At 66.8% G+C, this 26,825-nt stretch carries 21 protein-coding genes and 1 tRNA gene; 9 read left to right on the top strand and 13 right to left on the bottom strand.

What is annotated here, in order from left to right:
• Positions 1–115 precede the first annotated feature (115 nt).
• The 3 genes from rpiB to NCW75_07835 form a co-directional block, all read right to left on the bottom strand.
• Positions 116–607 (bottom strand): ribose 5-phosphate isomerase B, encoded by a 492-nt coding sequence (gene rpiB, locus NCW75_07845; GenBank protein ID UYV11214.1) that lies wholly within the window; start codon positions 605–607, stop codon positions 116–118.
• A complete protein-coding gene (locus NCW75_07840) occupies positions 604–1,722 on the bottom strand; it encodes a Sua5/YciO/YrdC/YwlC family protein (protein UYV11213.1) in 1,119 nt (372 codons plus the stop codon). Before NCW75_07840 ends, rpiB begins: the two co-directional genes overlap by 4 nt.
• A gap of 80 nt (positions 1,723–1,802) precedes the next feature.
• A tRNA-Leu gene (locus NCW75_07835) sits at positions 1,803–1,886 on the bottom strand.
• 52 nt (positions 1,887–1,938) lie between these two features.
• Here NCW75_07835 and NCW75_07830 point away from each other — a divergent pair.
• The gene (locus NCW75_07830) at positions 1,939–3,915 is read left to right on the top strand and encodes a hypothetical protein (GenBank protein UYV11212.1); all 1,977 of its coding nucleotides are present in this window, start codon (positions 1,939–1,941) and stop codon (positions 3,913–3,915) included.
• Between the two features lie 528 nt (positions 3,916–4,443).
• Here NCW75_07830 and NCW75_07825 read toward each other — a convergent pair.
• Both NCW75_07825 and NCW75_07820 read right to left on the bottom strand, forming a co-directional pair.
• A complete protein-coding gene (locus NCW75_07825) occupies positions 4,444–5,124 on the bottom strand; it encodes a hypothetical protein (GenBank protein UYV11211.1) in 681 nt (226 codons plus the stop codon).
• A 341-nt stretch (positions 5,125–5,465) separates the two neighbouring features.
• The gene (locus NCW75_07820; GenBank protein ID UYV11210.1) at positions 5,466–5,624 is read right to left on the bottom strand and encodes a hypothetical protein; all 159 of its coding nucleotides are present in this window, start codon (positions 5,622–5,624) and stop codon (positions 5,466–5,468) included.
• 173 nt (positions 5,625–5,797) lie between these two features.
• Between NCW75_07820 and NCW75_07815 the strand changes: the two genes are divergently transcribed.
• Positions 5,798–6,955 (top strand): formylglycine-generating enzyme family protein, encoded by a 1,158-nt coding sequence (locus NCW75_07815; GenBank protein UYV11209.1) that lies wholly within the window; start codon positions 5,798–5,800, stop codon positions 6,953–6,955.
• A gap of 309 nt (positions 6,956–7,264) precedes the next feature.
• Here NCW75_07815 and gmk read toward each other — a convergent pair whose 3' ends face one another.
• From gmk to NCW75_07795, 4 genes are read right to left on the bottom strand one after another with little or no spacing between them, the layout of a single operon-like run.
• Entirely contained in the window at positions 7,265–7,906 is a 642-nt protein-coding gene (gene gmk / locus NCW75_07810; GenBank protein UYV11208.1) for a guanylate kinase, read from the bottom strand.
• Positions 7,907–7,930: 24 nt separating this feature from the next.
• Complete coding sequence (gene gatC, locus NCW75_07805) at positions 7,931–8,251, bottom strand: Asp-tRNA(Asn)/Glu-tRNA(Gln) amidotransferase subunit GatC (protein UYV11207.1); 321 nt, start codon at positions 8,249–8,251, stop codon at positions 7,931–7,933.
• Positions 8,251–9,330 (bottom strand): lysophospholipid acyltransferase family protein, encoded by a 1,080-nt coding sequence (locus NCW75_07800; GenBank protein ID UYV11206.1) that lies wholly within the window; start codon positions 9,328–9,330, stop codon positions 8,251–8,253. Before NCW75_07800 ends, gatC begins: the two co-directional genes overlap by 1 nt.
• A 40-nt stretch (positions 9,331–9,370) precedes the next feature.
• Entirely contained in the window at positions 9,371–10,744 is a 1,374-nt protein-coding gene (locus NCW75_07795) for a hypothetical protein (GenBank protein ID UYV11205.1), read from the bottom strand.
• Between the two features lie 320 nt (positions 10,745–11,064).
• Between NCW75_07795 and NCW75_07790 the strand changes: the two genes are divergently transcribed.
• Positions 11,065–12,117, top strand: coding sequence for an EF-hand domain-containing protein (locus NCW75_07790; GenBank protein UYV11204.1), 1,053 nt, complete (start codon positions 11,065–11,067; stop codon positions 12,115–12,117).
• Between the two features lie 100 nt (positions 12,118–12,217).
• Entirely contained in the window at positions 12,218–12,709 is a 492-nt protein-coding gene (locus tag NCW75_07785; GenBank protein ID UYV14182.1) for a DUF4190 domain-containing protein, read from the top strand.
• Positions 12,710–12,744: 35 nt separating this feature from the next.
• On the opposite strand, the gene NCW75_07780 is transcribed toward NCW75_07785, so the two are convergent.
• The 4 genes from NCW75_07780 to lipA form a co-directional block, all read right to left on the bottom strand.
• On the bottom strand, positions 12,745–13,869 hold the full coding sequence (locus NCW75_07780; protein UYV14181.1) for a DMT family transporter: 1,125 nt from the start codon (positions 13,867–13,869) through the stop codon (positions 12,745–12,747).
• A 9-nt stretch (positions 13,870–13,878) separates the two neighbouring features.
• A complete protein-coding gene (locus NCW75_07775) occupies positions 13,879–14,409 on the bottom strand; it encodes a hypothetical protein (protein UYV14180.1) in 531 nt (176 codons plus the stop codon).
• 75 nt (positions 14,410–14,484) lie between these two features.
• Positions 14,485–14,907: a hypothetical protein gene (locus NCW75_07770; protein ID UYV14179.1), complete on the bottom strand. Its 423-nt coding sequence runs from the start codon at positions 14,905–14,907 to the stop codon at positions 14,485–14,487.
• A 9-nt stretch (positions 14,908–14,916) separates the two neighbouring features.
• On the bottom strand, positions 14,917–16,005 hold the full coding sequence (gene lipA / locus NCW75_07765) for a lipoyl synthase (protein ID UYV14178.1): 1,089 nt from the start codon (positions 16,003–16,005) through the stop codon (positions 14,917–14,919).
• 271 nt (positions 16,006–16,276) lie between these two features.
• Between lipA and NCW75_07760 the strand changes: the two genes are divergently transcribed.
• The 5 genes from NCW75_07760 to NCW75_07740 all read left to right on the top strand — a co-directional run bounded on the left by NCW75_07760 (position 16,277) and on the right by NCW75_07740 (position 26,778).
• Positions 16,277–17,794: a polysaccharide biosynthesis/export family protein gene (locus NCW75_07760; GenBank protein UYV14177.1), complete on the top strand. Its 1,518-nt coding sequence runs from the start codon at positions 16,277–16,279 to the stop codon at positions 17,792–17,794.
• A 100-nt stretch (positions 17,795–17,894) separates the two neighbouring features.
• Positions 17,895–18,857, top strand: coding sequence for an exosortase/archaeosortase family protein (locus tag NCW75_07755; protein ID UYV14176.1), 963 nt, complete (start codon positions 17,895–17,897; stop codon positions 18,855–18,857).
• Positions 18,854–19,732: an EpsI family protein gene (locus NCW75_07750; GenBank protein ID UYV14175.1), complete on the top strand. Its 879-nt coding sequence runs from the start codon at positions 18,854–18,856 to the stop codon at positions 19,730–19,732. Before NCW75_07755 ends, NCW75_07750 begins: the two co-directional genes overlap by 4 nt.
• Before the next feature lie 68 nt (positions 19,733–19,800).
• Positions 19,801–24,408, top strand: coding sequence for a tetratricopeptide repeat protein (locus tag NCW75_07745; protein UYV14174.1), 4,608 nt, complete (start codon positions 19,801–19,803; stop codon positions 24,406–24,408).
• A 156-nt stretch (positions 24,409–24,564) separates the two neighbouring features.
• The gene (locus NCW75_07740) at positions 24,565–26,778 is read left to right on the top strand and encodes a hypothetical protein (GenBank protein ID UYV14173.1); all 2,214 of its coding nucleotides are present in this window, start codon (positions 24,565–24,567) and stop codon (positions 26,776–26,778) included.
• The last annotated feature ends 47 nt before the right edge of the window (positions 26,779–26,825 follow it).

Genomic DNA, 26,825 nt, shown 5'->3' with positions numbered 1-26,825 from the left:
GCCCCCCTGTCGCCCGTGCGATGGGCGAGTACTACGAGTTATCGACTTGTAATACGGGAGAGCCCAAGCCGGGTTCGGCGCATCGGGACGACGCGTTGTTCTCGGGCCAGGTTTCCTACGCCGTCACCGATTCTCCGCTCACCGATGCCGGGTCCTCGCCCCGCTCGATCGCGTGGATCTTGGCGACCCGCCGCGCGTGGCGGCCGCCCTCGAACTCGGCGGTCATCCAGGCCTCGACCACGCGCTCGATCAGCCGCTGTCCCAGCATGTCGGCCGAGAGGCACAGCACATTGGCGTCGTTGTGGCTCTTGGCCATCTGGGCGGTGAACTCGTCATGGACGAGGGCCGCCCGCACGCCGTGGACCTTGTTGGCGGCGATGCACATGCCGATGCCCGAGCCGCAGAGCAGCACGCCCTTGTCGGCCTTGCCGCTGGCGACCGAGGAGCCCACCTGGTGGGCCCGCTCGGGATAGTCGCACGATTGGGGAGCATCCGAGGGTTCTCCCCCATTGAGCACGGTTACTTCGTGCCCCATGGCCTCCAGGGCCCGTCCCAGGCTGCGTGCGGCGTCGTGGCCGCGGTGGTCGGCTCCAATAGATATCTTCATAGTCCGAGTTCCTCAAGGCGCCGCTCGATCGTCCCCACGAAGCGGCGGGCCAGTTCATCATAGAGGGTCTGCGGGCCGCCGATCGGATCGTCGACGTCGCCGTCCGGATCGAGGGTGCGGACCTTGCTCTTCTGGCTGGCCGGCAGCATGGCCCGGGCCGCCTCGGCGTGACTGGAGGTCATGGCAAAAATCACATCCGCCTTGTCGAGCAATTCGGGGCTCGCCGGCTGGCTGCGGTGCTCGACAAGGTGGGCACCCACGGCCTCGCTGGCCAGCACGGCCTCGGGGGTCGCCCGGGCCCCGTCCATAGCCGCCACGCCCGCCGAGACGGCGATGGCCCGGTGGGAATGCCCGCGACGCTCGAGCAGGCTGGTGGCGATGGCCTCGGCCATCGGGCTGCGGCAGGTGTTGCCCGTGCACACGAACACGATCAGGGTTGCCAGCCGCTCGGTGACTTGCTCTGCGGTCAATGCGCCCTCCGATCGAATAGACCAATCGCCGTCGGGGAAGATGTCCAACACGGTGCTGTGCGTCTCGTAGCGCGTTGGGCCCTCGTCCTGTACGACAGCGAACCCGGCCTTCTCCAGACCCTTTGGGCATGCACCCGGAGTCGGCGTTCCCTCGCCGGTGTCGACCGTTTCGGCTGATGCGCCGACGACCGGCCCGCCCGCGCGCTGCAGCGCCATGGCGGTCCAGGTGTCGTCGGGCACGCGCACCGAGAGGGCGTGCGCATCGTCGCCTTTCGAGTCGGCGACGCCGGGCAGCACGCCGATAGCCTTGATGAGTTCTTCGAGCCCGCCTCCATGCAGACGCAGCGTGATCGGCCCGGGCCACACGCGCCGCATGGCCCGGCGCAGCGCGGGCGTGATCTCGATGTGCGCGTTCTCGTGGGCCTCGAGCACGGCCTCCACGCTCGGCGCGTGCCAGGCCAGCGTGCCCCAGTCGCCCGAGCGCCGGGGCAACGCACGCACGCGATCGACCGCGTCCTGCATGTCGCCCCGGGCGAACACGCCGTAGACCGTCTCGGTGCGCAGGGCGGCCAGCTCGCCCTTGTCCAAGGCGGCGGCGGCATCTCGGGCGGCGTCGATGCGGGTTGAGGAGGTGTTTGGGCTCACGATGCGATCCTCGCGGGATAGGGGCGGACGTTCTGCGGCGGGCCGATCGGCCCCTCGTAGGGACACGATCGGCTCGCCAATGCGGGCGACAGGAATCGAACCTGCACGGCCTTTCGGCCACGGGAACCTAAATCCCGCGCGTCTGCCAGTTCCGCCACGCCCGCGGGTTCTGGGATCCGAGCCCGATGATACGGGCCCGGCGCGTAGTGTTGTTCGATGCCACGCCTGACGACTATCGTGCTGCTCTGGCTCGGCCTGGCCGCGTCCTCGTTCGCCCAGGACGATGCCCGGGACGACGCCCAAACCCAGCGCCAGCGGTTCGAGGAGTTGCTGCCCGCCCAGAAGCTCGGGGCCCGCGTGCGAGCGGTCGACCGGGCGGTGGGGGTGTCCCCGGTGGTCGTGATCGTGCCCGACGAGCGTTCGTTCGTGGGTGCCATCGCCCGCTGGACCACCACCGTCCGCTTCCCCGTACTGCTCGACGACGGCTCGCCGGAGTCCCGCGAGGCGATCGCCCGCTTCGTGCGCGCCTTCGAGCCCCAGCGTGTCGTGCAATGGCAGAGCGAAGACGGCGACGAGCCCTGGAACGGCCGCCAGCGGCGCGAGGCGGTCGAGGCCGCCATGCTCAGCGCATGGGGCGTGGAGCTGGCCGAAGAGCAGCAACCCATGCCCGCCCTGATCGCGCACTGGCGCGGGCTCGGCGCGCCACCCCCGGGCGTGGTCGTTGTTGGCGAGGGCGACAGCGCCTGGCCCGCCGCGCTGACGCTGGCCACCGCGCGCATGCAACCCATCGTCTGGCTCAGCGCACCGGGCAACATCAACCAGACCATCTCCAGCGCCGACGCCGACGCGTTCTGTTCCACCCTCGAGAGTTCCCTCACGGCGCTCGGCCTCGAGTGGAACGCGCTCGGCGACGAGATCGACGCGGTCACCCTGTGCATGAACGCCCCCGCGCGGCACACGAGCGAGCAGCACGGCACCACCGCGTTCACCGCACGCGTCGGCCGCTCGGGTTCGGCGTCCAGGGCCGCCCCGCGATGGGCGTGGGCCGGGCACCTCTTTGGCACCCCTTCGATCACCGCCACCAACGCCATGGCCTCGGTCTTCCTGACCGGCCGGAGCGCGTGGCTGTTCGAGACCTATCCGAACGATCCCCCGTGGTCGAGCTACGCGTTGGCCCCCGCCGCGGACATCTACCGCCAGATCGGCCTCGACGTCGAGATCAACGAGCCCCACGCGCGGGGCCTGACGAACTTCCTGTCCCTCGCGAGCGAGCCCGTCGACGCCGGCCTGCTCGCGATGAACACCAAGGGCCGCATGTCCGAGTTCGCCCTGGCCCCTGGCATGGCCGCCGGGCGCGACGTGCCCATCCTGAGCGCGCCCGCGGTCGTGGCCATCGTCCACTCCTTCAGCGCCCAGCGGCCCGGCGTGCGCACCAGCGTCGCCGGCGAGTGGCTCGCGCGCGGGGCGTTCGCGTACCTGGGCTCGGTCGACGAGCCGGGGCTGCAGAGCTTCGTGCCCCAGCCGACCTTCGCCGTGCGGCTGGGCTCGCTGTTCCCCTGGGGCGCCGCCGGGCGCGAGGACGGCCTGCTCGAGAACCGCAAGCTCGCGACTTTCGGCGACCCGCTCTGGATGCTCGATCCCCAGCCGCGCCAACGCGCCGGCACGCCGCCGCCGTTCGAGGGCGCCCCGCCGCTGGAAGCGCTCGCGCAGGACGCGATCGAGGCGGGTGATCTTGGCAAGGCCGCGTGGCTGCTGCGCATGGCCGGCCGTAACGAAACAGTAGTCGACCTCGCGATGGCCACGCTGCGCGACGAGCCGGGCAAGGTCGATGCCCCGATGGCCGAGGCGGCGCTGCACGCCCTGTTCGAGGCCGGCGAGCGCCGCGCCGTCGCGGCCATGTTCGCTCGGCTTCCCGACTCTCGGCAGAGCGACGTGCGCGTGGAGGACCTCGCCTGGCACGCCCTGCGTCCCTTGCTCCGAGACCCCGAGACCGCCGCCACCATGGCCCGCCTGCTCAGCCCCCACGTCCGCCCGCAAAAGCTCGCCGAGGATTCAGGGGAGCTGGCCGAGGCGCTCGCGAGCGTCGGCGAGACGAACGAGGCGCGGACCTTGCTGCGCAACGCCCTCAGCCGGGCCCGCAACGACAAGGAACGCAACACGATCGAGGCGGCGTTGGTGAATATTGGGCCGTGAGGTTGTGGGGATCGGGCGTGCTTGGCGTTTGGCCGCTCGGCGGAGCCGAAGACGGCTGCGCCTCCGCTCGATTCTGTTGGGTTGTTCTTGAGCGCTCCCTTCGGTCGCTTGCGGCCTAACGGCCGGGCCGCTCAGCGGCCGCGCCTCTCGCATGCGCTCTTCGCTCGAAGACTCGCTCGGCGGATGCTTCGGCGTTAAGAGCCCATTGAGCAAGTAAAGCACAAGGCACTTGGCGACGGGGCATCCGCACCAGCCGGTCTTCCGGCGCAGGGCGCATGTCCCGGCGCGGCGGCCCTCGGCCGCCCGGGCGTTAGCCCGCAAGCGAGCAACGCGAGCGCCCAAGAACAACCAACTTCACGCAGCTCTGGCGCAGCGGTCTTCCGCTCCGCCAGAGCGTCGAACGAATGGACACTCCCAAAAGCACAACCCCAAACCCCCGCGACCGCACGGTCGCAGCGCCAGCCCCTACCACAAAAAAGAAGACCCGGGCATGCGCCCGGGCCCCATTCGGGTGCCGATCGCGATCGCTCACCCCGCGAGCTTCGTGCCGATCGTGTCCTCGCCGAACACGATCGACTGGTTGCCCGCGCCGAAGCGGATCGTCGCCCCGCCCGCGTCGCCGTCCTTGGTGGACGTCTGGGCGGTGACGCGGTAGGTCACCTCGGCCGTGCCGGCGGGGATGCCCGCGTCGGTGAATTCGCGGCCCTTGGCGGTGGTCACGAAGTTGAAGGGCGTCTGCGGCCCGTCCTGCCGCTCGACCTTGTAGGTCACCCCGCTCACGCCGCTTGGGTTCTCGCAGTCGAAGCGCACGCGCAGCTCGCCGCTGAACAGGAGCTCGGTGCGGAACTGCGTGGGCGTGCCGGGCGCGGGCGACGGCGCGGGGTCGGCCGGGGGCGGGATGCTCGCGGCGCTGTACACCGTGCCGGGCGTGTCGCTGGCCTTGGCGAAGGCGCGGATGGTCGAGACGGCCTGGCGGGTCAGCTCGAGCAGCGACCGGGCCTGGTCGTGGTAGACCACCGTCGCGTCCTTGGAGTCCAGCCTCGCCTGGAACGCCGAATCCATGGATCCCTGGGCGATGGCGAGCTGGGTCGACAGCGCGGTGGTGGTCGGCTCGTCTAACCCGATGGACCCACCCTGGGCGGTCCAGGCGTCGATGCGGTCGGTGAGCCAGTCGATGGTCTGGGGATACTTGTCGGGCACGGTGCTCATGACGCACCCCCGTTGCACGAAGTTATGATGGACGGGCAAAGGCCGCAGCCCGATGCTCCGGGCGCGGCCAACGATGAAAGAAAACCTGCGAACATAACAATGCTCTCCAAGCCGGGTCGCGCGCGGGCCGCGCCCCACGTTGTGATCGGCCGCGGCCGACAACCGGCCGAGCCGAATCTTCCATCGAGCGTCCTGAAACCTTACTTTGGTCCGATTCGGTCACCACACAAAAAAAGTCGTACTGCCCTGATTGCCCCCCTCGGAACCGGGGGCTCAAAGGGCTGGGCCACGAACAGAAGTTCTGTTTGGCGTCTGCGAGGCAAAACCTGCCCCAGAGCTCGTCAGGGCCGACCGGAGCGCAGCAATTGCGCCGCGGAAACAATGTCGGTGCCCGCTGAAACAATGTCCGTGCCTGCGGAAACGATCTCGGTGCCCGCTGAGTTGGACTCGGTGCCTGCCGAGATCATCTCAGGGCCTGCCGAAACGATGTCGGTGCCCACTGAAATCAATCCGATGCCCGCTGGGATCAATCCACGGCCCGCTCGGTTGGCCTCGGGGCCCCGCTGAGTTCCAATGCCGAGCTGGGCGGCAAGGGCGGACGAACCCGGGATTCCGGGCAATCCGGGTCACATTGGCCGATGCTCGGGCACACGCAATCCGACAGGGAGGCTACATGCCGTCAACGACCCGTTCCGCGTTCACCACCCGCACGCTCGCCCTGGCCCTCGCGGCCGCCCCCGCCCTTTCCCAAACCATTCCCCCCGACTACGGCCACGACTTCGTGACCATCGGGGCCCCGGGCAACCGGGGGGTGCTGCCGTCTGAGGCACCCGACTGGAACTTTGATCGCTTCGGCACCTATGGCGGCGTCGACTACGAGTACCGCATCACGCGGACCGAGGTGACCAACGACCAGTACATCAGGTTCGCACAGTCGTACCTTCGGGCCGGCGGCGCTACGACGGGGGGCACCCTCATCGGCCATGGCATCAGGGTCGTCGGGTTCGATCCGGATGGCGTCGCCATCCTCGATTTTCTGTCCCCCGGGTCGCAGCACGCCCCGGCCATCATGTCGTGGCGGTACGCGGCCCGCTACACCAACTGGTTGCACAACGGGCAGGGCACGGACCTCGAAGACTTCAACAGCGGCGTGTACGACGCGAGCACGTTCCGCACCGATCCCGTGACCGGGGCCTTCCTCGATCAACCGGAGCGTTCGCCAGACGCCAAGTACTTCCTGCCCACCCTCGACGAGTGGACCAAGGCGGTGCACTACGACCCGGACCGCTACGGCGATGGGCAGGAGGGCTACTGGTACCATCCGGGCGGCAGCGATGATTTCCTCGTCAGCGGCCCGCCGGGCACGCCCGGGGCCGAGACAAGCGGCGGCGAGTCGGGGCCGCCAGGGCTCTTGTGGTATCCGGTGGGCTCGTACCCCGATACCACAACACCGTGGGGGTTGCTCGATGCATCGGGGGGCGTCGAGGAGATGCTTGAGACCGCTGTCAATCCCAGCACATCCGCCATGCGTCGCCTCTTGGCGGGTTCAGGAACAGTTCCGGACCCTACATACCAGGTTGCTGATCGACTGGACAGCTTTGGCAGCGTCTCGCTGCCAGGTCTGGCAAGAGGATTTCGTGTCGCATCGGTCGTGACGGCGCCGTGCCCGCCTGACCTGGACGGCGACGGCGAGCTGACCATCTTCGACTTCCTCGCCTTCCAGACCCTCTTCGACGCCATGGACCCCGCCGTCGACTTCGACGGCGACGGCGCGTTCACGATCCTCGACTTCCTGGCGTTCCAGAACGCGTTCGACGCGGGCTGCGCGTAGGCGATCGCACATCCCAAACGAGCCGCTGGCGTGCGCCGGCGGACAGGACGCGCGGACGGCTGCCGTGCTGCCTTGTCCGCTGGCGCACGCCAGCGGCTCGTTGAAGGAAACCTCCGCGTCCTCTGCGACCTCCGCGTTCAATTCTCTTCTTGCGTCCATTCCCCTCGCTCGCGCGAGGGGCTCGTTGGGTCTTGCTTCGAGCCCTTCGCGGCCTTCGCGTTCAACGCTCTTGCTCCGGGCGTTGGTCCGCGTGCTCACGCACGCGGCTCGGAAGGAGACATCCCTCCCCGTCTTCCCAATGCCCAATGCCTAATCCCCATTGCCTTCCCGCCTCGTCGCCGCCCTGGCATTGGTCACCAACGCGATCGCCTGCGCGATCGACGCTTCCAGGTCCTTGTTCACCAGGAAGTGCTCGTACACCCCGCTGGCCCGAGCGGCGGCGATCTCGCGCTTGGCCTCGGCGAAGCGTTTCTGGATGGCCGACTCGCCCTCACGCTTGCGGGAGCGCAGGCGGTCGAGCAGCTCGTCCTCGCTGGGCGGCAGCACGAACAGGGTGAGGGCCTCGGGCATCTTCGCCTTGATCTGCCGGGCGCCCTCGACGTCGATGTCGCAGATGACCACGCGGCCGCGCCGGAGCTGCTCGTCGACCCAGGCTTGTGGCGTCCCGTAGAGCCGGCCGAAGACCTCGGCCCACTCGAGGAACTCGTCGCGTTCGATCATCGCGCGGAACCCCGGCTCATCGACGAAGTGGTAGTCCACGCCCTCGACGTCGGCGCCCGTCTGGGCCCGCGTGGTGGCCGAGACGCTGAAGAGCGCGTCGGGGATGGCGCGGTCGACGGCCCGCGCGATGGTGGTCTTGCCCACGCCGCTAGGCCCGCTCATGACGACGAGGAGCCCGTCGTCGGTGTCGGTCGGCAGGCGGTGCTTGGTGTTCGGGTTGGAATCAGCCATGACGCTGGCAGTGTAGCGGCCGGCTCAGGAATCGCTCTGCCCGCCACCCCCACCGAGCACCTTCGGCACGCGGATGAACGGCCCGTCCATCGAGGGCGCGATGCCTTCGAGCGCCTCGCGCGGCAGCTCGCCGCCGGGAACATCCTCGGCCAGCGTCGCCTCCAGGTCCGCCGCATGGGAGAGCGGCTCGACGTTGGTGAGGTCGAGTTGCTCGAGCCCCTTCGCGTGGTCGAGGATCGACGCCAGCTCGGCGGCCAGCGGCGCGAGGTCGCTCTGGGCCACCCCGAGGCGGGCCAGGCGGGCAATCTTGCGGACGTCGACGGGTGGTGGTGCGTCGGGGCTCATCAGATCATGCCGCCTTCCCTCAATATCGCCCGGTCCCGCTCGCTGCGGTCCTCGATCCTCGCCGCCTCGTCCTCGGTCATCCACGGCAGCAGCCGCAGGTGCTCGCGGAGCTTGTCGGGGAATGGCTTGTCCAGGCGCTCGTGGCGGGGGCGGCTCTTCCAGATGCGGTACATCCAGAGGTACTGCTCGGGCACCTCGCGCACCGCCGTCTCGAGCGCGCGGCGGTATCGGGCGGTGAGGTAGAACACCGGGTCGGGGTGCTGCGACCACTCCTCGGGGCCGAACGTGTCGTGGATGGCGAAGCGGTAGTGCGTGTCGCCGTCGGGGCTCGGCACGCGGTGGGCGGCCCCGCAGATGATCGTCGCGTTGAACTTCAGGGCCAGCAGGCCGATGGACTTATAGCTGCTGGCCAGGCGGCCGAAGTAGGGCACGAACACGCCGCGGTCGCCCGCGTTCTGGTCGGCCACGAAGCCCGGGCACGCCCCCTGCTCCATCAGCTTGGGCAGCTGGTGCATGGCCCCGAACTTGTCGACCATGATCACGCCCGGGCGGCTGCGCTCGCGGCGGATCCAGTTGTCCAGCGGCTCGAACTCCATGGGCCGGTAGATCGCGTGCATCGGGATGCCGAGCAGGGCGGCGGTGGTGGCCAGCACCTCCCAGTTGCCGCAGTGGCCGGTCATCAGGATGCAGGGGCGCCCCGAGACGATCGCATTGAGCCCCTTCTCGACGCCGCGGAACTCCACGTGCCTCAGCACGCTATCGGTGCTCATCGTGCGCGGGCTGCGGGCGATCTCGGCCCCGAGCAGGAGCAGGTGCTGGTATGCCTCGATGGCCAGCTGGTCGACCCGCTCCGGACCGGCCTCCGGGAAGGCCACCCGCAGGTGCCCGCGGGCCCGTTCCAGCCGCTTGCTGTTCTTGGAACGGGTGGCGTAATAGCACCCCGCCGCGCGAACGAAGGACTGCGTGATGGGCCATGTTGGTGCGGCGAGCGCCCCCACACCAATGCGAACGCCTGCCATCCCACCGAGCACGATGGGGGTTGGCAGGCCTCGATTGGGCTTGTGTTTCTTGCCGGGCACGGCTGGTTATAGCGCGCCCGGGTGGGCCGTTGGAGGGGCGTTAGCGGATGTCGCCGTAGGGCTTACCGATGAGCGTGTAGAACCGGTTCTGGTTCAGCACGGGCACGCCGGCCGCAACGGCGCTATCGAACAGCTCGTCGTAGCGTTCCACGCGTGTCAGGGCTTCCTGGTACTGGAGGATCATCTGCTCGGTGGCCGTGATATCCGGCTCGGGCGGGAGCGTGGGGCGGGTGCCCAGCACGAGGAAGTCAACATCGCCCGAGAGCGTGTCGACGATGGTGCCGTTCCAGCCGCGGATGGACGACTCGATGGCGCGGGTCTCGCCGAAGCTCTCCACGCCATCGCCATCGGCATCAAAGAAGCCGTAGACCACGAACTTGTACACCTTGTTGGGGTCGTACACGGCGTTGGCGACGACGTCGCCCTGGAGCAGCGGGCGGCCCGAGACCGAGCCGTTGATCCGGGCGATCGAGCGATCGTCGAACACACGGATGACCTCGAGGTTGGCCTTGCCGCGGGGGTAGGCGCCGCTCGCGTCGGGGCGGATCTCGCCCTCATCGCTGTAGACCGCGAAGGTCATGCCCCGCCGCACCTTGTGCTGGGCGCCGCGGTTGATGGTGACCTGGCGGTCGCTCTCGTTGACCTGCACGATCACGCCGTCGACGAGCGATTCCTCGGGACGGGGACGCACGCCGGTGGAGCGGCCCTGGCCGCGGAGCTCGCGGACCTGATCCTCGGCGGTTCGCAGGTCGGTGCGCGCCTGGTCAAGCTGGTTGCCCAGGATCGAGACGCGGTCGTCGGCGCGGTCGCGGATGTCCGACACGCGGCTGTCCATGCTCAGGCGGGCCTGGCCGTACTCGCTGCGGAGGCTCTCGACCTCGTCCTGATAGTTGGCGACCTCGGCGCTCAGGCTGGCGACGGTGTCGCGGAAGCCCTCCTCGATCGAGGCCACGCGGGCGGTCTCGTTGGCGGCGTCTTCCTGGGCGCGAGCCCTCGCGGCGTTGGCCTGGGCCAGTTGCGCTTCGAGGTTCTCCTTTTCGCGGACCGCGTCGCGGGCCACCTGGAGCAGGGCGCCGCCGTCGGCACCGGGAACGCTGTCGAGCTTCGTGTTGAGCTGGGCGAGCGAATCCTGGCCAACGCCGGTCACGCGTTGCATGATTTCGCGGCGGCTGTCAACCAGATAGCCCACCAGGCTCTTACGCTCGGCGCTGGCCTGGGCCACCAACTGGCGGACTTGGTCCTGCGACCGCTCGGCGGGCTCGATGAACTCGGCGGTCGCCTGCTCCATGTTGTTCACGTCCCGCTTGGCCGCCTCGGCCTGGAAGTAGAACACCACGGTGAGCACGAACAGCACCACCACGAGGATGCTCGAAACCGCGGCGAAGATCGCCATTCCTCCACCACGTCCGGCCATCGGGGGCCCCCTTCTGCACTATCCAAGGGTTACTGGTACGGAACCAAACCGAAACCGACTCTCGGGCGAATCTGCCCAGCCGGGAAAACCATACGAAGGTCTCATACGCCCGCTCGGGCCTACCTGTTGCCCGAACCTGGGTGCCAAGTGTGGGCCAGCATAGGGTCCCGGTCAAGCCCGGGCCGCCTCCGGGCCCTTCCCCAGCCCTCCTTGTTACGCTTTTTCCGCGTTCCAGGGCCACTTCCAATTGGGTCTGGGCCTCGCAATCGAGCCCAGCGCTGGTACATTGTCGGGGCCCAAACACACCCAGGAAGCCTCGCATGACCCCCACGTACCGTTTCGCTCCCGCCATCGCATGTCTCTTCGCTCCCGCTCTCGCGGCCGCCCAGAGCTACGACCTCGTCCTGACCGACGCCAGCGGGCTGGATGGCACCATCGCCGTCGGCGTCGAGACCGACGGCTCGCTGATCGGCGATTGGGATCCCGACACCAACCCCGACGGCACCCGCACCAAGCCCGGCCTGTTCGGCAGCTTCGGGCCAACCGAGAACGTGCCCGTGCCGGCGACGGCGGGGCTGTCGATCGGCGACGACCTCTCGGCCGTGAGCGGCGGCGCCTTCTCGCTGAGCCTCGACCCCGACGCGGACGCGATGTCGATTGCTGGTGCGATGATCGATCTGCTGGGTGGGTCGCCCCTCTCCCTGCCCGCCGAGATCAGCCTCCAGTTCGACACCTTCCGGACCCGGGCACCCGATTCCACGTTCATCGGTGGTTTTCCGTTGACGTTCCCGCTGGGCGAGTTGGCCCTGACCGAACTGGTGTTTGCCCAGACCGACCTGGCCGACGGAGTACTGATGGCCACCGCACCCGGCGAGTTCACGTTCATGATCGCCATCCCCGGCACGCTGACCGGTGAGGTTGACGCCATGGGCGCCCCCGTCGCCTTGCCGCCCACGCCGTTCGCACTGCCGCTCACCGGCACGATCACCGTCGACGCTGGTGCCGCAACGCTGATCTCCGCAGCCATGCTCGATCAGGAAACGCTCCAGGAGCCAATGACCGAATTGCCCGGCATCCCGCTCCCCTTGCCCACCATCTTGCCGCCCGGGTCGACAGCGAACGTCGTGCTCAATCTCACGCTCGAGTCGATTGCGCTCGACGTGATGGCCGACCTGACGCTTGTCGCTGAGGGGCCCGAATCGGGCTGCCCGGCCGACTGCGACGGCGATGGGTCGTTGAGCTTGTTCGACTTCCTCTGCTTCCAGAACCTGTTCGCGGCGGGCGATCCGCTGGCCGACTGCGACGGCGACGGCTCGCTGAGCCTGTTCGACTTCCTGTGCTTCCAGAACGCCTTCGCCGCTGGCTGCGAGTAACCAACATCCGGCCCACTGACATTGTCACCGCCGGTTTCCGAATACCCTGGGCGGGGGTTGCCCCCAAGGATTGCCACGAACCAGCAGGGGGACCGACTCCATGGCCGACTACTACTACACCGATGCCAGCCGCCAGCCCGCGGGCCCCGTGCCCCTCGAGCAACTCAAGGGCATGTTCGAGAAGGGCGAACTCGCCAATGGGGCTCTGGCAGCCGAGGTCGGGGCGACCGAGTGGGAGCCCGTCGCAGCGATGTTCGGCCAGCCCGCCACGGGTGGTGTGGGCTACTCGACCCCGCCAGTGGTGCCCACTGGCAACATTGGCCGGCCCGAAGACGAGTTCGAGCCGCTCGCCGGTTGGGCCTTTGGTTTGGGGTTGGCGTCCTGGTTCTGCCTGAGCGTTCTGGCCGCGATCCCCGGAGTGATCCTGGGCCACATGGCGCTCGGCAAGATGAAGCGCACCGGCAACACCAACTCGTCGGCGAAGGTGCTGGCCATCATCGGCCTCATCGCCAGCTACCTGCACCTCGGGCTGGCGCTGGTCTACTTCGGGGTGGTCTTGATCGCCGTTGTCTTCGCAATGGCCAATCCCTGAGGATTTCGCAGATCGACATGACAGGGTGCGGCCGGCTATCGCTCGGCGCGATCCTCACTCGCCATCGACGCCGCGGCGACGTGATCGGCCGGCAGTTCTTCCGGGCGGGGTTCGGTGGTCGTGGTCTTGCGCCAGGCGGCGAACAGCGGCGGCTTGCCACGCTGCGCCCGATGCTGGCTCCACAGCATCGAGCCCGCACCGCATACGGCGATCGCGCCGGCGACCCACTGCCCGCCGGTGAGCAACTCCTTGAACAGCATCAGGCTCGCGATGCTCACCACGAACGGCTGGAGCTGGATCACCCCGCTGGCGACCGCGACGCCCAGGCGGTTGATCGACATGTAGTACGCCACGTGCCCCAACGCGATGCCGATGACGCTGCTGGCCAGCAGCAGCCAGAAGCCTAGCACGGTCAGGTTGCCCGCCCCCTCGTGCCACGCGGTGGGCAGCGCGGTCAGGCCATACGAAGTACCGAGCCCGAGCATCAGGCCCACCATCGCCAGGGCGGTGTACTGGCTGATGGCCGCGAACGCCAGGATCGAGTTTACCCCGACCATGAACTTGCGCACGCTCAGGGCATAACACGCGAAGAGCGCACCCGCCGCGATGGACAGTGCAACACCAAGCGTGCGCGCCAAAGCGGGGTCGTCGGCCAGCACGCCGCTAGCCTCGCTCGCGGTTGAGGGTATTTCAGGGGCGAACAGGATCGTCGCGCTCGTTCCGACGATCACCAGCACCACGCCCAACAGGAACAGCGGCCGGCGAATCACGACCCGCTCGCTGGCGAACAGCAGCGCGGCCCCGATGGTTACGAACACGATGTGGGCCCGCAGCGCGAACGTCAGCATGCCCGGGTCGAGCATGTAGTGCGCCCAGGTGAAGCACACCTGGCCCACGATGTTGAAGGCCGTTGGCACCAGCGCCGCGACGAACAAGCCCTTGGGTAGCTTGCGCCGCGCCGCGGCCACCAGCAGCACCGGCAGCCAGATGAGTGCCGCGAAGCCGTACCGCCAGCCGTTGCTGGTCCAGCCGTCGATGTCCTCGGCGAAGTACCGCAGGAACAGCGGCACGCTCGACCACCCCAGCAGGGTGAAGACGACCAGAATGACCCCGCCAAGCTGGCTCGGCGGGGCTTCAGAACTCGTTGGAACACCGCTCACGCGCGGCACTCAGGACGCATCGTCGGGCTCAACGGGCTTGGGCTTCGGCTTGCGTGCCGGCGGCTTGGGACGGGCCAGGATCATCGCCACGAAGGTCTGGAGGCTGACCGCCGCGATCGCCACGAGCGTGCCGCTGAGGTAGCCCTTGTCGTGGTCGGGGTACTCAGGGTGCTCCTCGAAGTATTTTTCCTTTGCCTCGGGCGTGCCGACAGCCCCGGCCTCGACGTGCAGCGCCCAGGCTTCCTGGCCCGCGCGGTAGGCCTTGCTCGACTCGTGGGTGACATAGGCCCGCTGGCCGACGCCGATGGCCACCAGCAGCGGGATCACGATGCCCAGGTGGATGCCGATCATCCCGATGGTCCGCTTCTTGTAGATCATCAGGCTCATCACCACGCACGCCAGGCTGGCGGCCGCGATGATGATCGGCACGATCAGGGCCGTCTTGGCGCTGGCACCCTCCGGGGCGTCGGTGTAGGCCAGCACGCCCAGGGCGACCACGAGAACGGCGTAGAGCATGAGGATGGCGACGGCTTTGTACATGGAGGGAGGGTAGGGGCGAGGGCCTGCCAAGTCGGCTATTTCGAGAGTCTAACGCGCCAGAATCGGGGAGTGGAACTAAATATCTGGCCCGTCCCCCTCGGCCGACTCAACCTTTATTCCAAGATCAAACACATCCCTGAGTTCATGCCCCATCCAATGAGCGGCTGCCATAACGTGATGCGGGGCATGCACGAGAACCGAATTGGTCGTGGCTTCGATCTCTTCATTGGTAAAACGTTCGGGGAATAGCATCACTGCGATCAGGAATGCCGCATCTTCTCGCCAATCTACCAAATGGAACGCTGTTGCCCAGGCGGCTTGGTCGCCAAGCCGTTTGGCAAGGGCACGCTTGAGTGGTTCTCGAACCGATTCGTCGCTGTCGGCTGTTCGGAAGTCAAGCAGTTCCGCTCGCTCGCCAAAGTGCTCAGCGAAAATCTCTTTCGTTTTGCGTTTCGCACTACGGCGGAGCTTCACTTCAGGAAAATCGTTGCTGTCCATGATTGGCTGCTACGAACCGACCCGCCGCGCCCGCTCCGCCTCAATCGTGCTCAGCACGTCCGCCTGATGGTCCGCGTGGTAGCTCGAGCGCACCAGCGGGCCGCTCTCGATGACCTTGAAGCCGCGCTTGAGGCCCTCCTCCTTGTACATCGCGAAGGTGTCCGGGTGGACCCAGCGGTCAATGGGCAGGTGGTTGCGGGTGGGCTGGAGGTACTGGCCGATGGTCAGGATGTCGCAGGCGTCCTCGGTGCCGTCGGGGCCCCTGGCCGTGCTGCCCGCCTGGACCTCATCCATCAGGGCGAGCACTTCCTCGTCCTTCTCGCCGATGCCCACCATGATGCCGGTCTTGGCGACGCCGCCCTGCTCCTTCACGCGGCGGAGCAACTCGAGCGAGCGGTCGAACTTGGCGCTGGGCCGCACGGCCGGGTACATCCGGCGGACGCACTCGAGGTTGTGGTTGATGATGTGGGGCCTGGCATCGATGACCATCTGGAGCGCCCCCCAGTTGCCCTCGAAGTCGGGGATCAGCACTTCCAGGCTCATGCCCGGGCAGGCTTCGCGGCCGCGCATGATGGTCTCGGCCCAGATGCCCGCGCCGCCGTCGGGCAGCTCGTCGCGGTTCACGCTGGTGATGACCACGTGCTTCAGCTTGGCCTGCTCGTGCATTAGCCGCAGGCTCTCGGCCACGCGCCTGGGCTCGTCCTTGTCGAGGGTGGGGGGGCGTCCGGTCTTGACGTTGCAGAAGCCGCAGGCCCGGGTGCAGGTGTCGCCCAAGATCATGATGGTGGCCACGCCCCGGGCCCAGCACTCGCCCATGTTGGGGCAGCCGGCCTCCTGGCACACCGTGAAGAGGCCATGCTCGTCCATGATGGCCTTGACCTTCTCGTAGCCCGGTCCGCCGGGCAGCTTGGCCTTGAGCCAGCTGGGCTTGCGCTTGTTGGCCAGGTGCTGGGGCCCCTCGTTGTTGAGGACCTGAGCGGTCAGGCTGAGCAGCGGCTTGTCGACACGACGTAAAGGATTACCCCCTGCCGGGCGGGCGTGCCGGGGCGTGGTCGCGGTGGTCTTGGGCTGGGCATCGATGTTTGGAGCGAGCGACATTCCCAAAGGATAGGTAAATGCGGGGGACGAATTTAGCGGTTCTCGGGTGTTCCGACTCAGACAGTCGCCCCGACGTGACGATGCAGGAATGATGCCGACCCCGGGCGAACACCCGATGGGCGGTGGAGTATGGCATCAGACCGGGCTTTTGGGCCTTCGGGCCGCTTTTGAGTGCTGGCCTGATAACAATCGAGACCTTCGGCCGAGCCAGGGTTGGCTCAGGCCAGATTTTGAGACATCGTTCTCGCAAAGGGCAAGGGGTGCGTTCCCGATGACCGACACGACACGATCGACAACCAGCGGCTCCTACGGATCGGTAAGCCGCCGCCTGCTGACCCCCGCCCTGCTGCTGGGTGCGACCCTGCTGGGCGGGTGTGGCATGCACAGCTGGTTCAACCAGAGCGTGGTGGGCCGCTGGGAGGTCACGCCGACCACCGCGCCCATCCTCGACCGCATCTCGGCCATCGAGGGGCCCGACGACGAATTCGTCCAGTACAGCGAGGTCACGCCCGACGACCTGGTGCCCCGCCCGTGGGAGTACCGCGTCGGGCCGGGCGACTTCCTCCAGATCATCGTGTTTGACCTGCGACCCGGCGGGCAGCCGGGCGAGTTCCAGACCGTGGTCGACACACGTGGTATGGTCTACCTCGAAGAGGTGGGCGAGGTCCAGGTGGCGGGCTTGACCGCCGACGGCATCCGCGAGGCGGTTTCGGACGCGGTGCTCTCGCTGGTCACCCGTCCGAACGTGCTGGTGCGTGTGCTCGACCGCCGCCAGGCCACGTACACCATGGTCGGCGGCATCGCCCCGGGCTCGTACCCGATCCCCAAGGCCGACTGGTTCCTACTCGACGCCCTGGCCGGCGGCGGCTGGATCCGCGAGAGCGTGGAGGACATCTACATCATCCGGCAGATCCCGTTGTCCGACCGGCGTCGCCCGGACCTGAGCGGGGGCCAGCCCCGCGGACAAGACGGCGGCACACAACCCCCACCAACGGGCGAAGAACTCATCGGGGACATCGATTGGCTGCTCGAGGGCGACGAAGGCGCTCGCCCAGGCGCGTTCGAGGTCACTCAGGACGGTTCGCAGGAACAACCCCAGGATCCGGCCATCGACCTCATCGATGAGTCATCGGATCGCGTCCAGCCCTCGCAAGACACGCAGGGGCTCGGCGACGACGCCACCTGGATGTACCTCGACGGCGAGTGGGTCCGGGTGAATCCCGGAATGGCTCCAACCCGTCGGCAGCAGGCCCAGCCGGGCCGTGGCGTGCTCGCCGGCGACCTGTCCACCGGCCAGCTCGTGACCCAGCGCATTATCCGCGTGCCAGCACAGAAGCTCATCAAGGGGGACATGCGCTACAACGTGGTTATCGAGCCCGGCGACATCATCCGAGTGCCGGCCCGTACCGACGGCTTGTACTTCGTAGCCGGATTCGTCAACCGCCCGGGTGGCTTCTCGCTGGCCAACCGGCTGACGCTCATGCGAGCCATCGACCAGGCTGGCGGCGTGAACCAGTTGGGTGTGCCCGAACGGATCGAACTCGTCCGGATGCTCGACGACGACCGCCAGGCCATCATCCAGCTCGACCTGCGGGCCATCAACCGCGGCCTTGAGCCGGACATTTATCTGAAGGCTAACGACCGCATCAACGTGGGATCGTCCGTCTGGACGTACCCACTGACGATTATCCGAAATGGCTTCCGGGCGACCTACGGCTTCGGGTTCCTGCTCGATCGGAACTTCGGTAACGACGTGTTCGGCCCGCCGCCCACGGATCGCCGCTTCTAGACTTTTCTCCCTCGTGTTCGGGGGAAATTCGCAGAACTCGCCCCGGGCCCGGGCGTAGCAGCACGGCGGGCCCGATGGCCCCAGAGGGGAGTTTTGTCGCGTGAGCGTGGCGTCGGCATCGCAGAGCATGGCCCATGGCAACGCCGCTTCGGACGCGGTCGGGTCGTTGCGCTGGCAGGGGGTTGCCCTGCTGGGTGTCGTCGCGCTTGCGGCCTTCGCGTGGTTGTTCCGCGAGTGGTTCGTCGTCCAGAGTGTCATCAGTTCCAAGAACTTGGATGACTGGGGCCACGCCTTTGCCGTCCCCCTCATCGCCGGCTACCTGCTCTACCAGCGGCGTGAGCGGCTGCTCAATGCTCAGATCAAGCCGTTCTGGCCCGGGCTGTTGCCGCTGCTGCTTGGCATCGCGTGTTATGTGTTCTTTATCGTGGGTGTGCCCACGCACATGCTCCAGGGCTTCGCGCTGGTGCTGGCGGTCTTCGGCTTCGTGCTGCTCGTCTTCGGGCCGCAGGTCATCCGCGTGGCGATCATGCCCATCGCGTTCCTGCTGTTTGCCGTCACGATCTCCGAGCGGGTGATGATCGCGATCACCTTCCAGCTCCAACTGATCGCCTCGCAGGGCGGTTACGTGCTGCTGACGATCTTCGGCTATCCCTTCGGCGTCGAGTCGATGGTCGAGGGCAACATCATCAGCGTGATGGACGATGCCGGCAACACGAACCAGCTCAACGTAGCCGAGGCGTGCAGCGGGATGCGCATGGTCGTGGCGTTCATCGCGTTGGGAGCGGCCGTCGCGCTCACGCAGTGCCGCCACTGGTGGCAGCGCGTCGCGGTGCTCCTGCTCTCGCTGCCGGTCGCGATCGGTCTGAACGTCGTGCGAGTGGCGGTATTAGGCTTCCTGACCGCGTTGGTCGATCCCGATCTCGCGTCGGGTGAGGCCCACATGCTGATTGGCACCCTGCTGCTGGTGCCGGGGCTGGCGATCTTCCTGTTGCTGGTCTGGATCCTCAACCGTGTCGTGAGCGACGAGCCAACCAAGGACACGGCCAAGGCGGTATCGGCATGAGTGGACAGGATACCAAGATCATGGGGCTGCCCCGCGGCATGGTGATCGCCGCGGCGGTCGCTGTTGTGTTGTTGGCAACCTCCGGCGCGGTGCTGGGCATCTCGATCCGTGCGCTCGATCTCTATCTCCAGAAGAGCCCGATCTATCCGAGCACGGGCTTGGTCATGCGAGACGTGCCTTCCGAGTCGGAGGATTGGATCCAGGTCGGGCCCGATCGCTTCGAGGACAGCGACACCGAGAAGACCCTGGGCACCACCAACTACGTCACCCGCACCTACCAGGAGAAGAATCCTGCCGATGGTGGGGTGCCGCGCAGCATCGACATCCACTTGGCGTATTACACCGGCTCGATCGACACTGTTCCCCACATCCCCGAGCGATGCTTCGTGGGCGGGGGCATGCAGATCGGTGCCGGCACACGCGTGGTCGACCTGCCGCTGGATGACAGCCGGTGGCTTCCCATGCGAGACGCTCCCGAGGTGATGGAGGGCCGTGCGCACACCGTTACGCTGGCACGCGGCAGCTACTCCAATCGCCCCGGCCAGAGGGTTTTGCTGCCCCTGGATCCGCGGGACATGCAAGTCCGCGTGACGGAGTTTTCCGTGCCGGGTCGGCCGAGCCTGTACGCGGGCTACTTCTTCATCGTGAATGGCGAGCACCGCTCGAGCGCCGAGGGTGTTCGTTTGCTCGCGTTCGATCTGAAGACCGATTACGCGTACTACTTGAAAGTGCAATTCAACAGCCAGCGCGTCGAGTCGCCCGAAGAGCTTGCCGAGATCGCTTCGGCCCTGCTCGACGACTTGCTCGGTGAGCTCATGCTGTGCGTTCCGGATTGGGCCGAGGTGAGTACCGGGAACTGGCCCGAAGAAGGGTAACGAGTGAACCCGCGGCGCGGGGTTGGTCGTGGGAGTGCCCCTTTGGGTACGACGATACGGAGGCAGATATGGCGGCTCGTGTGAATGTCCGGTTCGTTGCGATCTTGTGCACCGTCGTGGGTGTCGTGTTCGTCGGCATGGCCGGTGCGGCGTACTTCATCGTCAAGAAGTCGGCTTCGGACCATTACGACGCCGCTCTGGCCTATGCGCAGGCCGGCAACCAAGAGGAAGCAGAAAAGTCCTTTGCCAAGGCCGTCAACAAGGAACGCACCAACGTCATCTATCTCGCGGCTTGGATCGATTCCATCGAAGAGTTGACGCCCGAGACGCGGACGAAGTACTCGGACATGTATTGGAAGAACTATGTCCCGGCCCTGCGGCAGCTCGCCGTGGCCAAGCGCACCGATGTCGAGGCGTGGGAGAAGTACCTCCAGACCCAATACGAGCAGCGCAACGTGTTCGGCGCTTCGGGGCGTTCGGGCTGGCAGCAGATGTTGTCGGATACCAACTCGGCGTTGGAGTACTTCCTGGCTTCTCCCGAGGCGGACAACGACCAGGCCCAGTGGCACCGCTTGCGTCGATATCGCGCCCTGAGCAACCTCAACATGAGGCTCGGCAGTGGGCAGGCCGACCAGGACTTCCGCGAGAAGACGGTGCTCGACTTCGAAGCCGCCATGCGCGTGGACCCGAGCGATGCCGAATCGGCCGTTGGCTTGTACGAGTGGCTGATGGCCGAGGCCAACGAGGCCGAGGGCGGTCGGACAGATCCGCAGGTCTACCTCGAGCAGGCTCGCGACGTGCTGGATGGATTCCTGGCCGACAATCCCAACCATCCGCGGGCGCTGATCGCCAGGCTCTACTACGACCTGCAGGTGGAGGCCCGGCCGATACGCGAGCTGCGTTCGCAGTCGGATCGTGTCCGAGCCAACATCGCGTTAGCGGAAGCGTTCGCGCCGCGCGTGAGCGCCATCGTCGATCGCGTACTCCAGCAGAGCCCGCCCGAACAGTTCAACGTCGAGGTAGTCCAGCTTGTCAATCGCCTCGAACGGCTGACGTCTCCGGCGTCGGACATCCCGCTCACCGATCGCATGATCGAGGCAACACGCCGGGCGAGCGAGGGTAACCCGGGGCGTCTCGCGCAGCTCGAATTCTTCGATGCAGTGTTCTCGGCGGAGAGCAACGATCACGAGCGCGCGATTCCTGCTTTTGAGGCCGTGATGGATTCGCCGCAGGTTGCCGTGAGCCTCGACGGCATCATCCTGACCTTATTGCGTGGGCAGGCCGTCTTGCGCCGGGTGCAGAGCGCCATTGACCTGGCCAATCAGGCCGAGGACGACCAGAAAGAAGCGGCGCGGCAGCGCGTGGCCGAGTATCGCGCGGATGTCGACGAGTATTGGCCGGAGGGCACGCCTTCGGTGATGCTGCTCGACGCACGCATCGCGTACATGAAGGGCGAATTGGCCGAAGCTCAGCGGCTGGCCGTGACGTACCAGCGTGAAGCGAACACCGAAGACGAGCAGGTCCACTTCCTGCTCAGCGCGATCTATATGGATCGCAACCAGATCGGTGAGGCCGTCGAGGAGCTCAAGAAGTTTGTCGAGATCAACCCCAATGTGCCCAGAGCATGGTTGCAGCTGAGCGCCCTCCAGGATCGCATCGGTGATCAGGACGAGGCCCGCACGTCCATCGATCGAGCCCTCCAGCTTGCGCCAGACAATGAGGAAATCCAGCGACAACACCGTCGCTTCTCGGAGAGGGACGGCACGATCCAGGCCGAGGACCCCATTCGTCAGATCCTGATCCAGGTCGACCGCTTGCTCGACACGACCGGCGGCGTCTCGCCGAAGTACGAGCAGGCGATCGGTATCGTGCGTCTGGCCATGGCACGCCACGGCGATGATGTCCGGTTGTACAACGCCCTCGGCACGCTCTTGGGTTTGCAGCAAAAGTTCGATGAGGCGACCGAGACCATCGATGAGGGGCTGGCAAAATTCCCCGACAGCCAGTTGCTCCAAACGCTCCGCACGCGGATTCGATTTATGGCCGACGGCGAGATCCCTGAGGGCACGCCCCCGATCCAGCGACAGATGTTGCTGTATCGCCAGGCGATGCGCGGCGGTGATACCGAGGCCGCGCAGCGTGCGCTCGACGAGGCCATCCGCATCGATCCAGATTACTCGCAGGTCATCCAGGTCCAGATCACGCGCGCCATCGAAGCAGAGGACTTCGATCGAGCGCGTCGCCTGGTTGATCGCGCGACCGAGCTCAACAGCGATCAAGCCGGCGGACGCATCCTGCGAACCGATCTACTCGAGGCCGAGGGTCGCCCCGACGAGGCGCTGGCGATGATCAACGCGGTCATCTCCGATGGCCTGACGAGCGTCCCGGTGTTATACCGGCGGGCCAGGATCTATCGTGGCCTGGGGCGTGCCGAGGATGCCGTTGCCGACTACCAGGAGATCCTGCGTCGTCAGCCCGACAGCCTGAACAACATCCGCGAGGTGATCGCCGCCCTGATTGCATTGCGGCGTGACAATCTGGCCCTTGAAATCGCCCGCCGCTCGCAGCGGATTGCCGGTGCCGATCCTGCCTTCCTCGACCTGTGGCTCTCGCTCGAGGCCCGGTTGGGTGATTCAACAGCGGCGATGCTCCGGCGTGAAGATGTCCGGGCGAACCAGCCCGATAACCGGCAGAACAACCTCGCGCTCGCGAGCGTGTACGTCCGCTTGGGCGAATGGCCCAAGGCTCGGGCGGTGATCGACGAGCTGCGCGCTCAAGGGGATGACATCCAACTTGTTATGCTCGACGCGAGTTGGCATGCCGAGCAGGGTGAAATGGGGCGTGCGATCGCGACGTTCGAGCAATATCGTGCCCAGCGGCAGGCCGCCGGCACGCTCGACGTTCGCGATGTGCTGAGTTATGCCAACTTCCTGCAAAGCCGGGGGCAGTCCAAGGGTTCCATCGCGATGCTCCGCGAGTCGCTCCCGCTGGATGACGCCGAGCGGCAACCCATACGCCGCCGCCTCGCGTTGTTGCTGCTCTCGGCCGGCCGTGCCGATGAGGCCGTCGCGGAGATCGATGCGTTGATCGCATCGGGGCTCGATACCGATGGCATGTTGCAATTGGCTCGTGTCGAGGCGTATATCCGCGGGGGTGAGCTGGACAACGCTCAGGAAGCTCTCGACGCGCTTGACGCTACCGCCAAGGCCTCCGAAGCGGCGGGCATCTTGCGTTGTGACCTGGCGTTGCGCCGCGACGATCGCACGGCGGCATTGGATGCCTTGAGCGATACGCTGGCCGCCCACCCGAATTCGGCGCGTGCGTACGTGCGCCGCGCCGAGATCATCTGGACCCAACTGCAGCAAAGCGATGATATCAGCGCCGCCGAACGAGCCCAATTGAGGCGAGATGCGAGCGAGGACCTCAAGGAAGCCATCCGGCAGACTCCGGGCAACTGGGAGGCCTTCCGGCTCCAAGGGATCATGGCAATGGATGCCGGTCGGTATGACGACGCGGTTGCCGCGATCGCCAAGACTATCGAGTTGAACCCAGCGCAGTCGAGCCTTCGTGATCGATTGGTTCGCAAGCTCATCGATGAGGGCGACACGCCCCGGGCCATGACCATCATCGACTCCGCAATCGAAGCGAACCCGGCCGATGTGGACCTGCGAGTCCATATGGCCCGGCTTCTGGCCGACAAGGGCCGATCGACCGAGTCGATCCGCATGTTCGAAGCGGCGCTGGCCCAGCGCCGCAATCCCGAGATCGCGGCCCAGTTCGTCGAGTTCCTGCTCGGCCTCGGCACGGCCGAGTCGCGCGCGAAGGCGCGGCAGGTGCTCAGCGACCCGAACCTGAACGTCGCCGATACGTGGCAGCTCCAGTTGATGTCCGCGGGCTTGTCGATGGCCGAGAATAATCGTGCTCGTGCCATCGCGCAGGCGCGACAGTCTTTCGAGATGGTGCGTAATGACACATCGGGTGTTGTGCGATGGTTCAACGCTCTGCCACCGCTGATCGATGACCACAAGACACGTATGGACATCGTGCTCCAATTGGGTGCCGAGCGCACTCCGCAGCGCGTGGGCGAGATCATGCTCGCGTCGCTGATGCTCCAGGACCCCTCGACCGAGCCGCAGGGGCTCAGCGAGCTCCGCCGTCTGGCGGCCGATAGCGATCGCGTCGTGGCCTTCCGGGCGGGACAGTTGCTGGGTGACACGTTGTACTCGAACCAGGATTATTCTGGCGCGGTCGAGGCGTGGAGCGGGGTGATCGACATCGACCCCGAGGCGGCCCAGAGCCTGAACAATCTGGCCTACGTGCTGGCGACCGAGATGGGCCAGTGCGAGCAGGCCATCCCGATGGCGCTCAAGGCGATCGAGGTGGGCGGTGTGGCCCCAGCGATCGCCTACAGCACACTCACGGTTGCGTACATCGAGTGCAACCAGCTCGACTCGGCACAACAAGCCGCCGAAGACCTGAGCAGTGCGGCTCGTGGCACGCCCGAAGAGACCCTCGCCGTCCTCCGGCAGGGCGAGGTCGACCTCGCCCTGGGGCGCATCGAGCAGGCCCGCGGCCGGCTCAACGAAGCCCGCAAGCTCCTCGAGTCTTGGGGTGGGCGGGCCGAGGCGTATCGATCGATCCTGGAAGAGTTTGGGGCCGCCTTGGACGGCCGGTGATTCGGTTCGGATTCTCGGACCTCGGATGAGAAGGACGGGGCCCGGTTGAGAGAGGGAATGGCCCGAGTTCGGCTCCCAAGGCGAACACGGGAGCGCAGACGGCCGACGTAAGCATGGGCTCGGACTTTTTCCGGATCCCTATGACGTGAGAACAGCATGACGATCGCATCTACATCCACCAATGGCTCCCTGAACGGCTCGCACGGCTCGCCTCCGAGTGGAGGATCCCAAGTCGGGACGAAGGCGGCCTCGAGCGTCGACCCGCTGCGCGTGCTCCGCAAGTACAAGTTCGCGTTCGTGATCGCGGCCATTATCGGCGGTGTGCTTGGCGCGGGAGCGCACTTCGCGCTGGCCGAGTTCTTGCCCAAGTGGAGCACTCCGGTCATCTACAAGTGCTATCCGCCCCAGACGCGGCCGAACCCAGAGCAGACAAACATCGACAGCGACGAGTTTGAGCGGTTCATGGCGACCGAATCGGCGATGATGGTGTCCGAGAACGTGCTGCGCCAGGCCGTCGAGAATCCCCGTCTCATGAACGAAGCGCCGAAGTGGATCGATCGGCACACCACCGGCGGTGTCATTGATGTTGGCCAGGCCGTCATCGAACTCGAAGAACAGGTTGGCGCCCGCGTGATGGCCGGCACGGATCTGATCCGCATGACGGTGAACTGGCGCGACCGCAACGAGGTGGCCGCGATCGCCGAGGTGCTCAAGGAGGCCTACATCCAGGACCTCCGCCGGCGCGGTTCGCGGTCGACCACCGAGCGTCGCGAGGCGATCGAGCAGGCCATCCGCGGGTTGGAAGCCGACTTCTCTCAGGCCGACCGGCGGCGGGCCGAGATCGTGACCTCGCGCAAGATGGACCAGCTGGACATTAACCAGAGCCAGGAACGGGCTGAGATGATGATCGTGCTGGGTTCGATGCAGGAAATCGGGCTCCAGCTCGAGGCCATTCTTGCCCAGAAAGCCGAGATGGAGGCCCAGCTCCGCAACCCCGGTGGGCTGCAGTTCAACGACACGCTGCGGGCCCAGGTCGAGCTCCAGCCGCTCATCCAAAACCTGCGCTCGCAGGTGGTGTTCCTCCAGGCCCAGCGTTCGACCGAGCGCGAGCGTCTGGCCGAGGACAACCCGGTGATCCGCCGCATCGACGACCAGATCGCCGCACTCGAGCGTGGCCTCGAGCAAGAGCGCCAGAAGCTGCTGGGTGAGGTGTTCCAGACCCAGCTCGACCAACTCCGTCTTGGCGAGCAGCAGTTGCGTGCCCAGATGGCGAGCCTGGTGGAGCGTCGCGGCACGCTTGGCCTGCGCTTGCAGGAACTCGTGTACGCCGAGACCGAGCTGAACGACATCGCGATGCGAATGACCCAGATCCTCGAACTGCAGCAAGAGTTCGAGACTGACCTCCGAATGATCGAAGCGACCAGCCAGCTCGCGACCGCGTCGCGCGTCGACGTGATCCAGCCGCCTCGCGTGCCAACCGTGATGAGCTTCCCGAAGCTCATCATCCTTGTGCCCGCGGGCGTGATCGCCGTGGTCGGCCTCGTGGCCGGTGGCGCTTATCTCCTTGAGATGATCGACCAGCGTGTGAAGAGCCCGGCCGACATTGCCGCGCTGCCCAGTGTTCGCATTCTCGGCATGGTGCCGCACGCGAGTGAGGATCCCGCTCGCATCGATACGCCTGAGCGTGTGTTCGCAGAGCAGCCACTCACGGCCATGAGCGAGAGCTACCGGCACGTGCGTGGCGCGGTCCTCAAGCGCATGAAGGCGGGCGGGTTCAAGACCCTTCTGGTGGTACCCGCCATGCCCGGTTCGGGCGCGACGGCGGTGGCCAGTAATGTGGCCGAGTCGCTGGCGGCCGCAGAGAACCGCGTGATCCTGATCGATGCGAACATCCGCCGGCCCCGCCTGCACGAGGTGTTCGGGTTGCCCATGGGGCCGGGCGTGGGTGAGGTCCTCGCGGGCGCACCACTGTCCGAGGTCGCTCAAGCGACGGGCAACCCCAACCTGCGCGTGATCACCTCGGGAGAGCCCAGCGACCGCAAGCTCGAAGCGCTCGCCACGGGCGCGATCGCCAAGCTCATCAATCAGGCCGCGACCGAGGCCGACTTCGTCATCCTCGACGTTGCCCCAGCCACGGTGTCGGGCGATGCCCAGTCGCTGGCCCAGGTGGTCGACGCGTCGATGCTGGTGGCCAAGGCCTTCGGCGAGACCCGGGGCCAGATCGGCCGCCTCTCGCGTGAGCTCGACGAGCAGCCCGCCCGCTACCTGGGGGTGCTGGTCAACGCCGCTCGCAGCGCGAGCGGTGGATACCTTCGTGACAACCTCCGGGCTGGCCACAGCTACACCGCCAAGGCGAAGGCCAAGGGCTGAGTTCGGTCGCCCGGCCGCGTAGGCTCGGGTGGTGGAGGAGAGGTCCG

The organism is Phycisphaera sp. (assembly GCA_025916675.1).
In the GTDB taxonomy this organism is placed as follows: Bacteria; Planctomycetota; Phycisphaerae; order Phycisphaerales; family UBA1924; genus JAHCJI01.
This window is presented reverse-complemented; position numbering and strand designations above follow the sequence as displayed.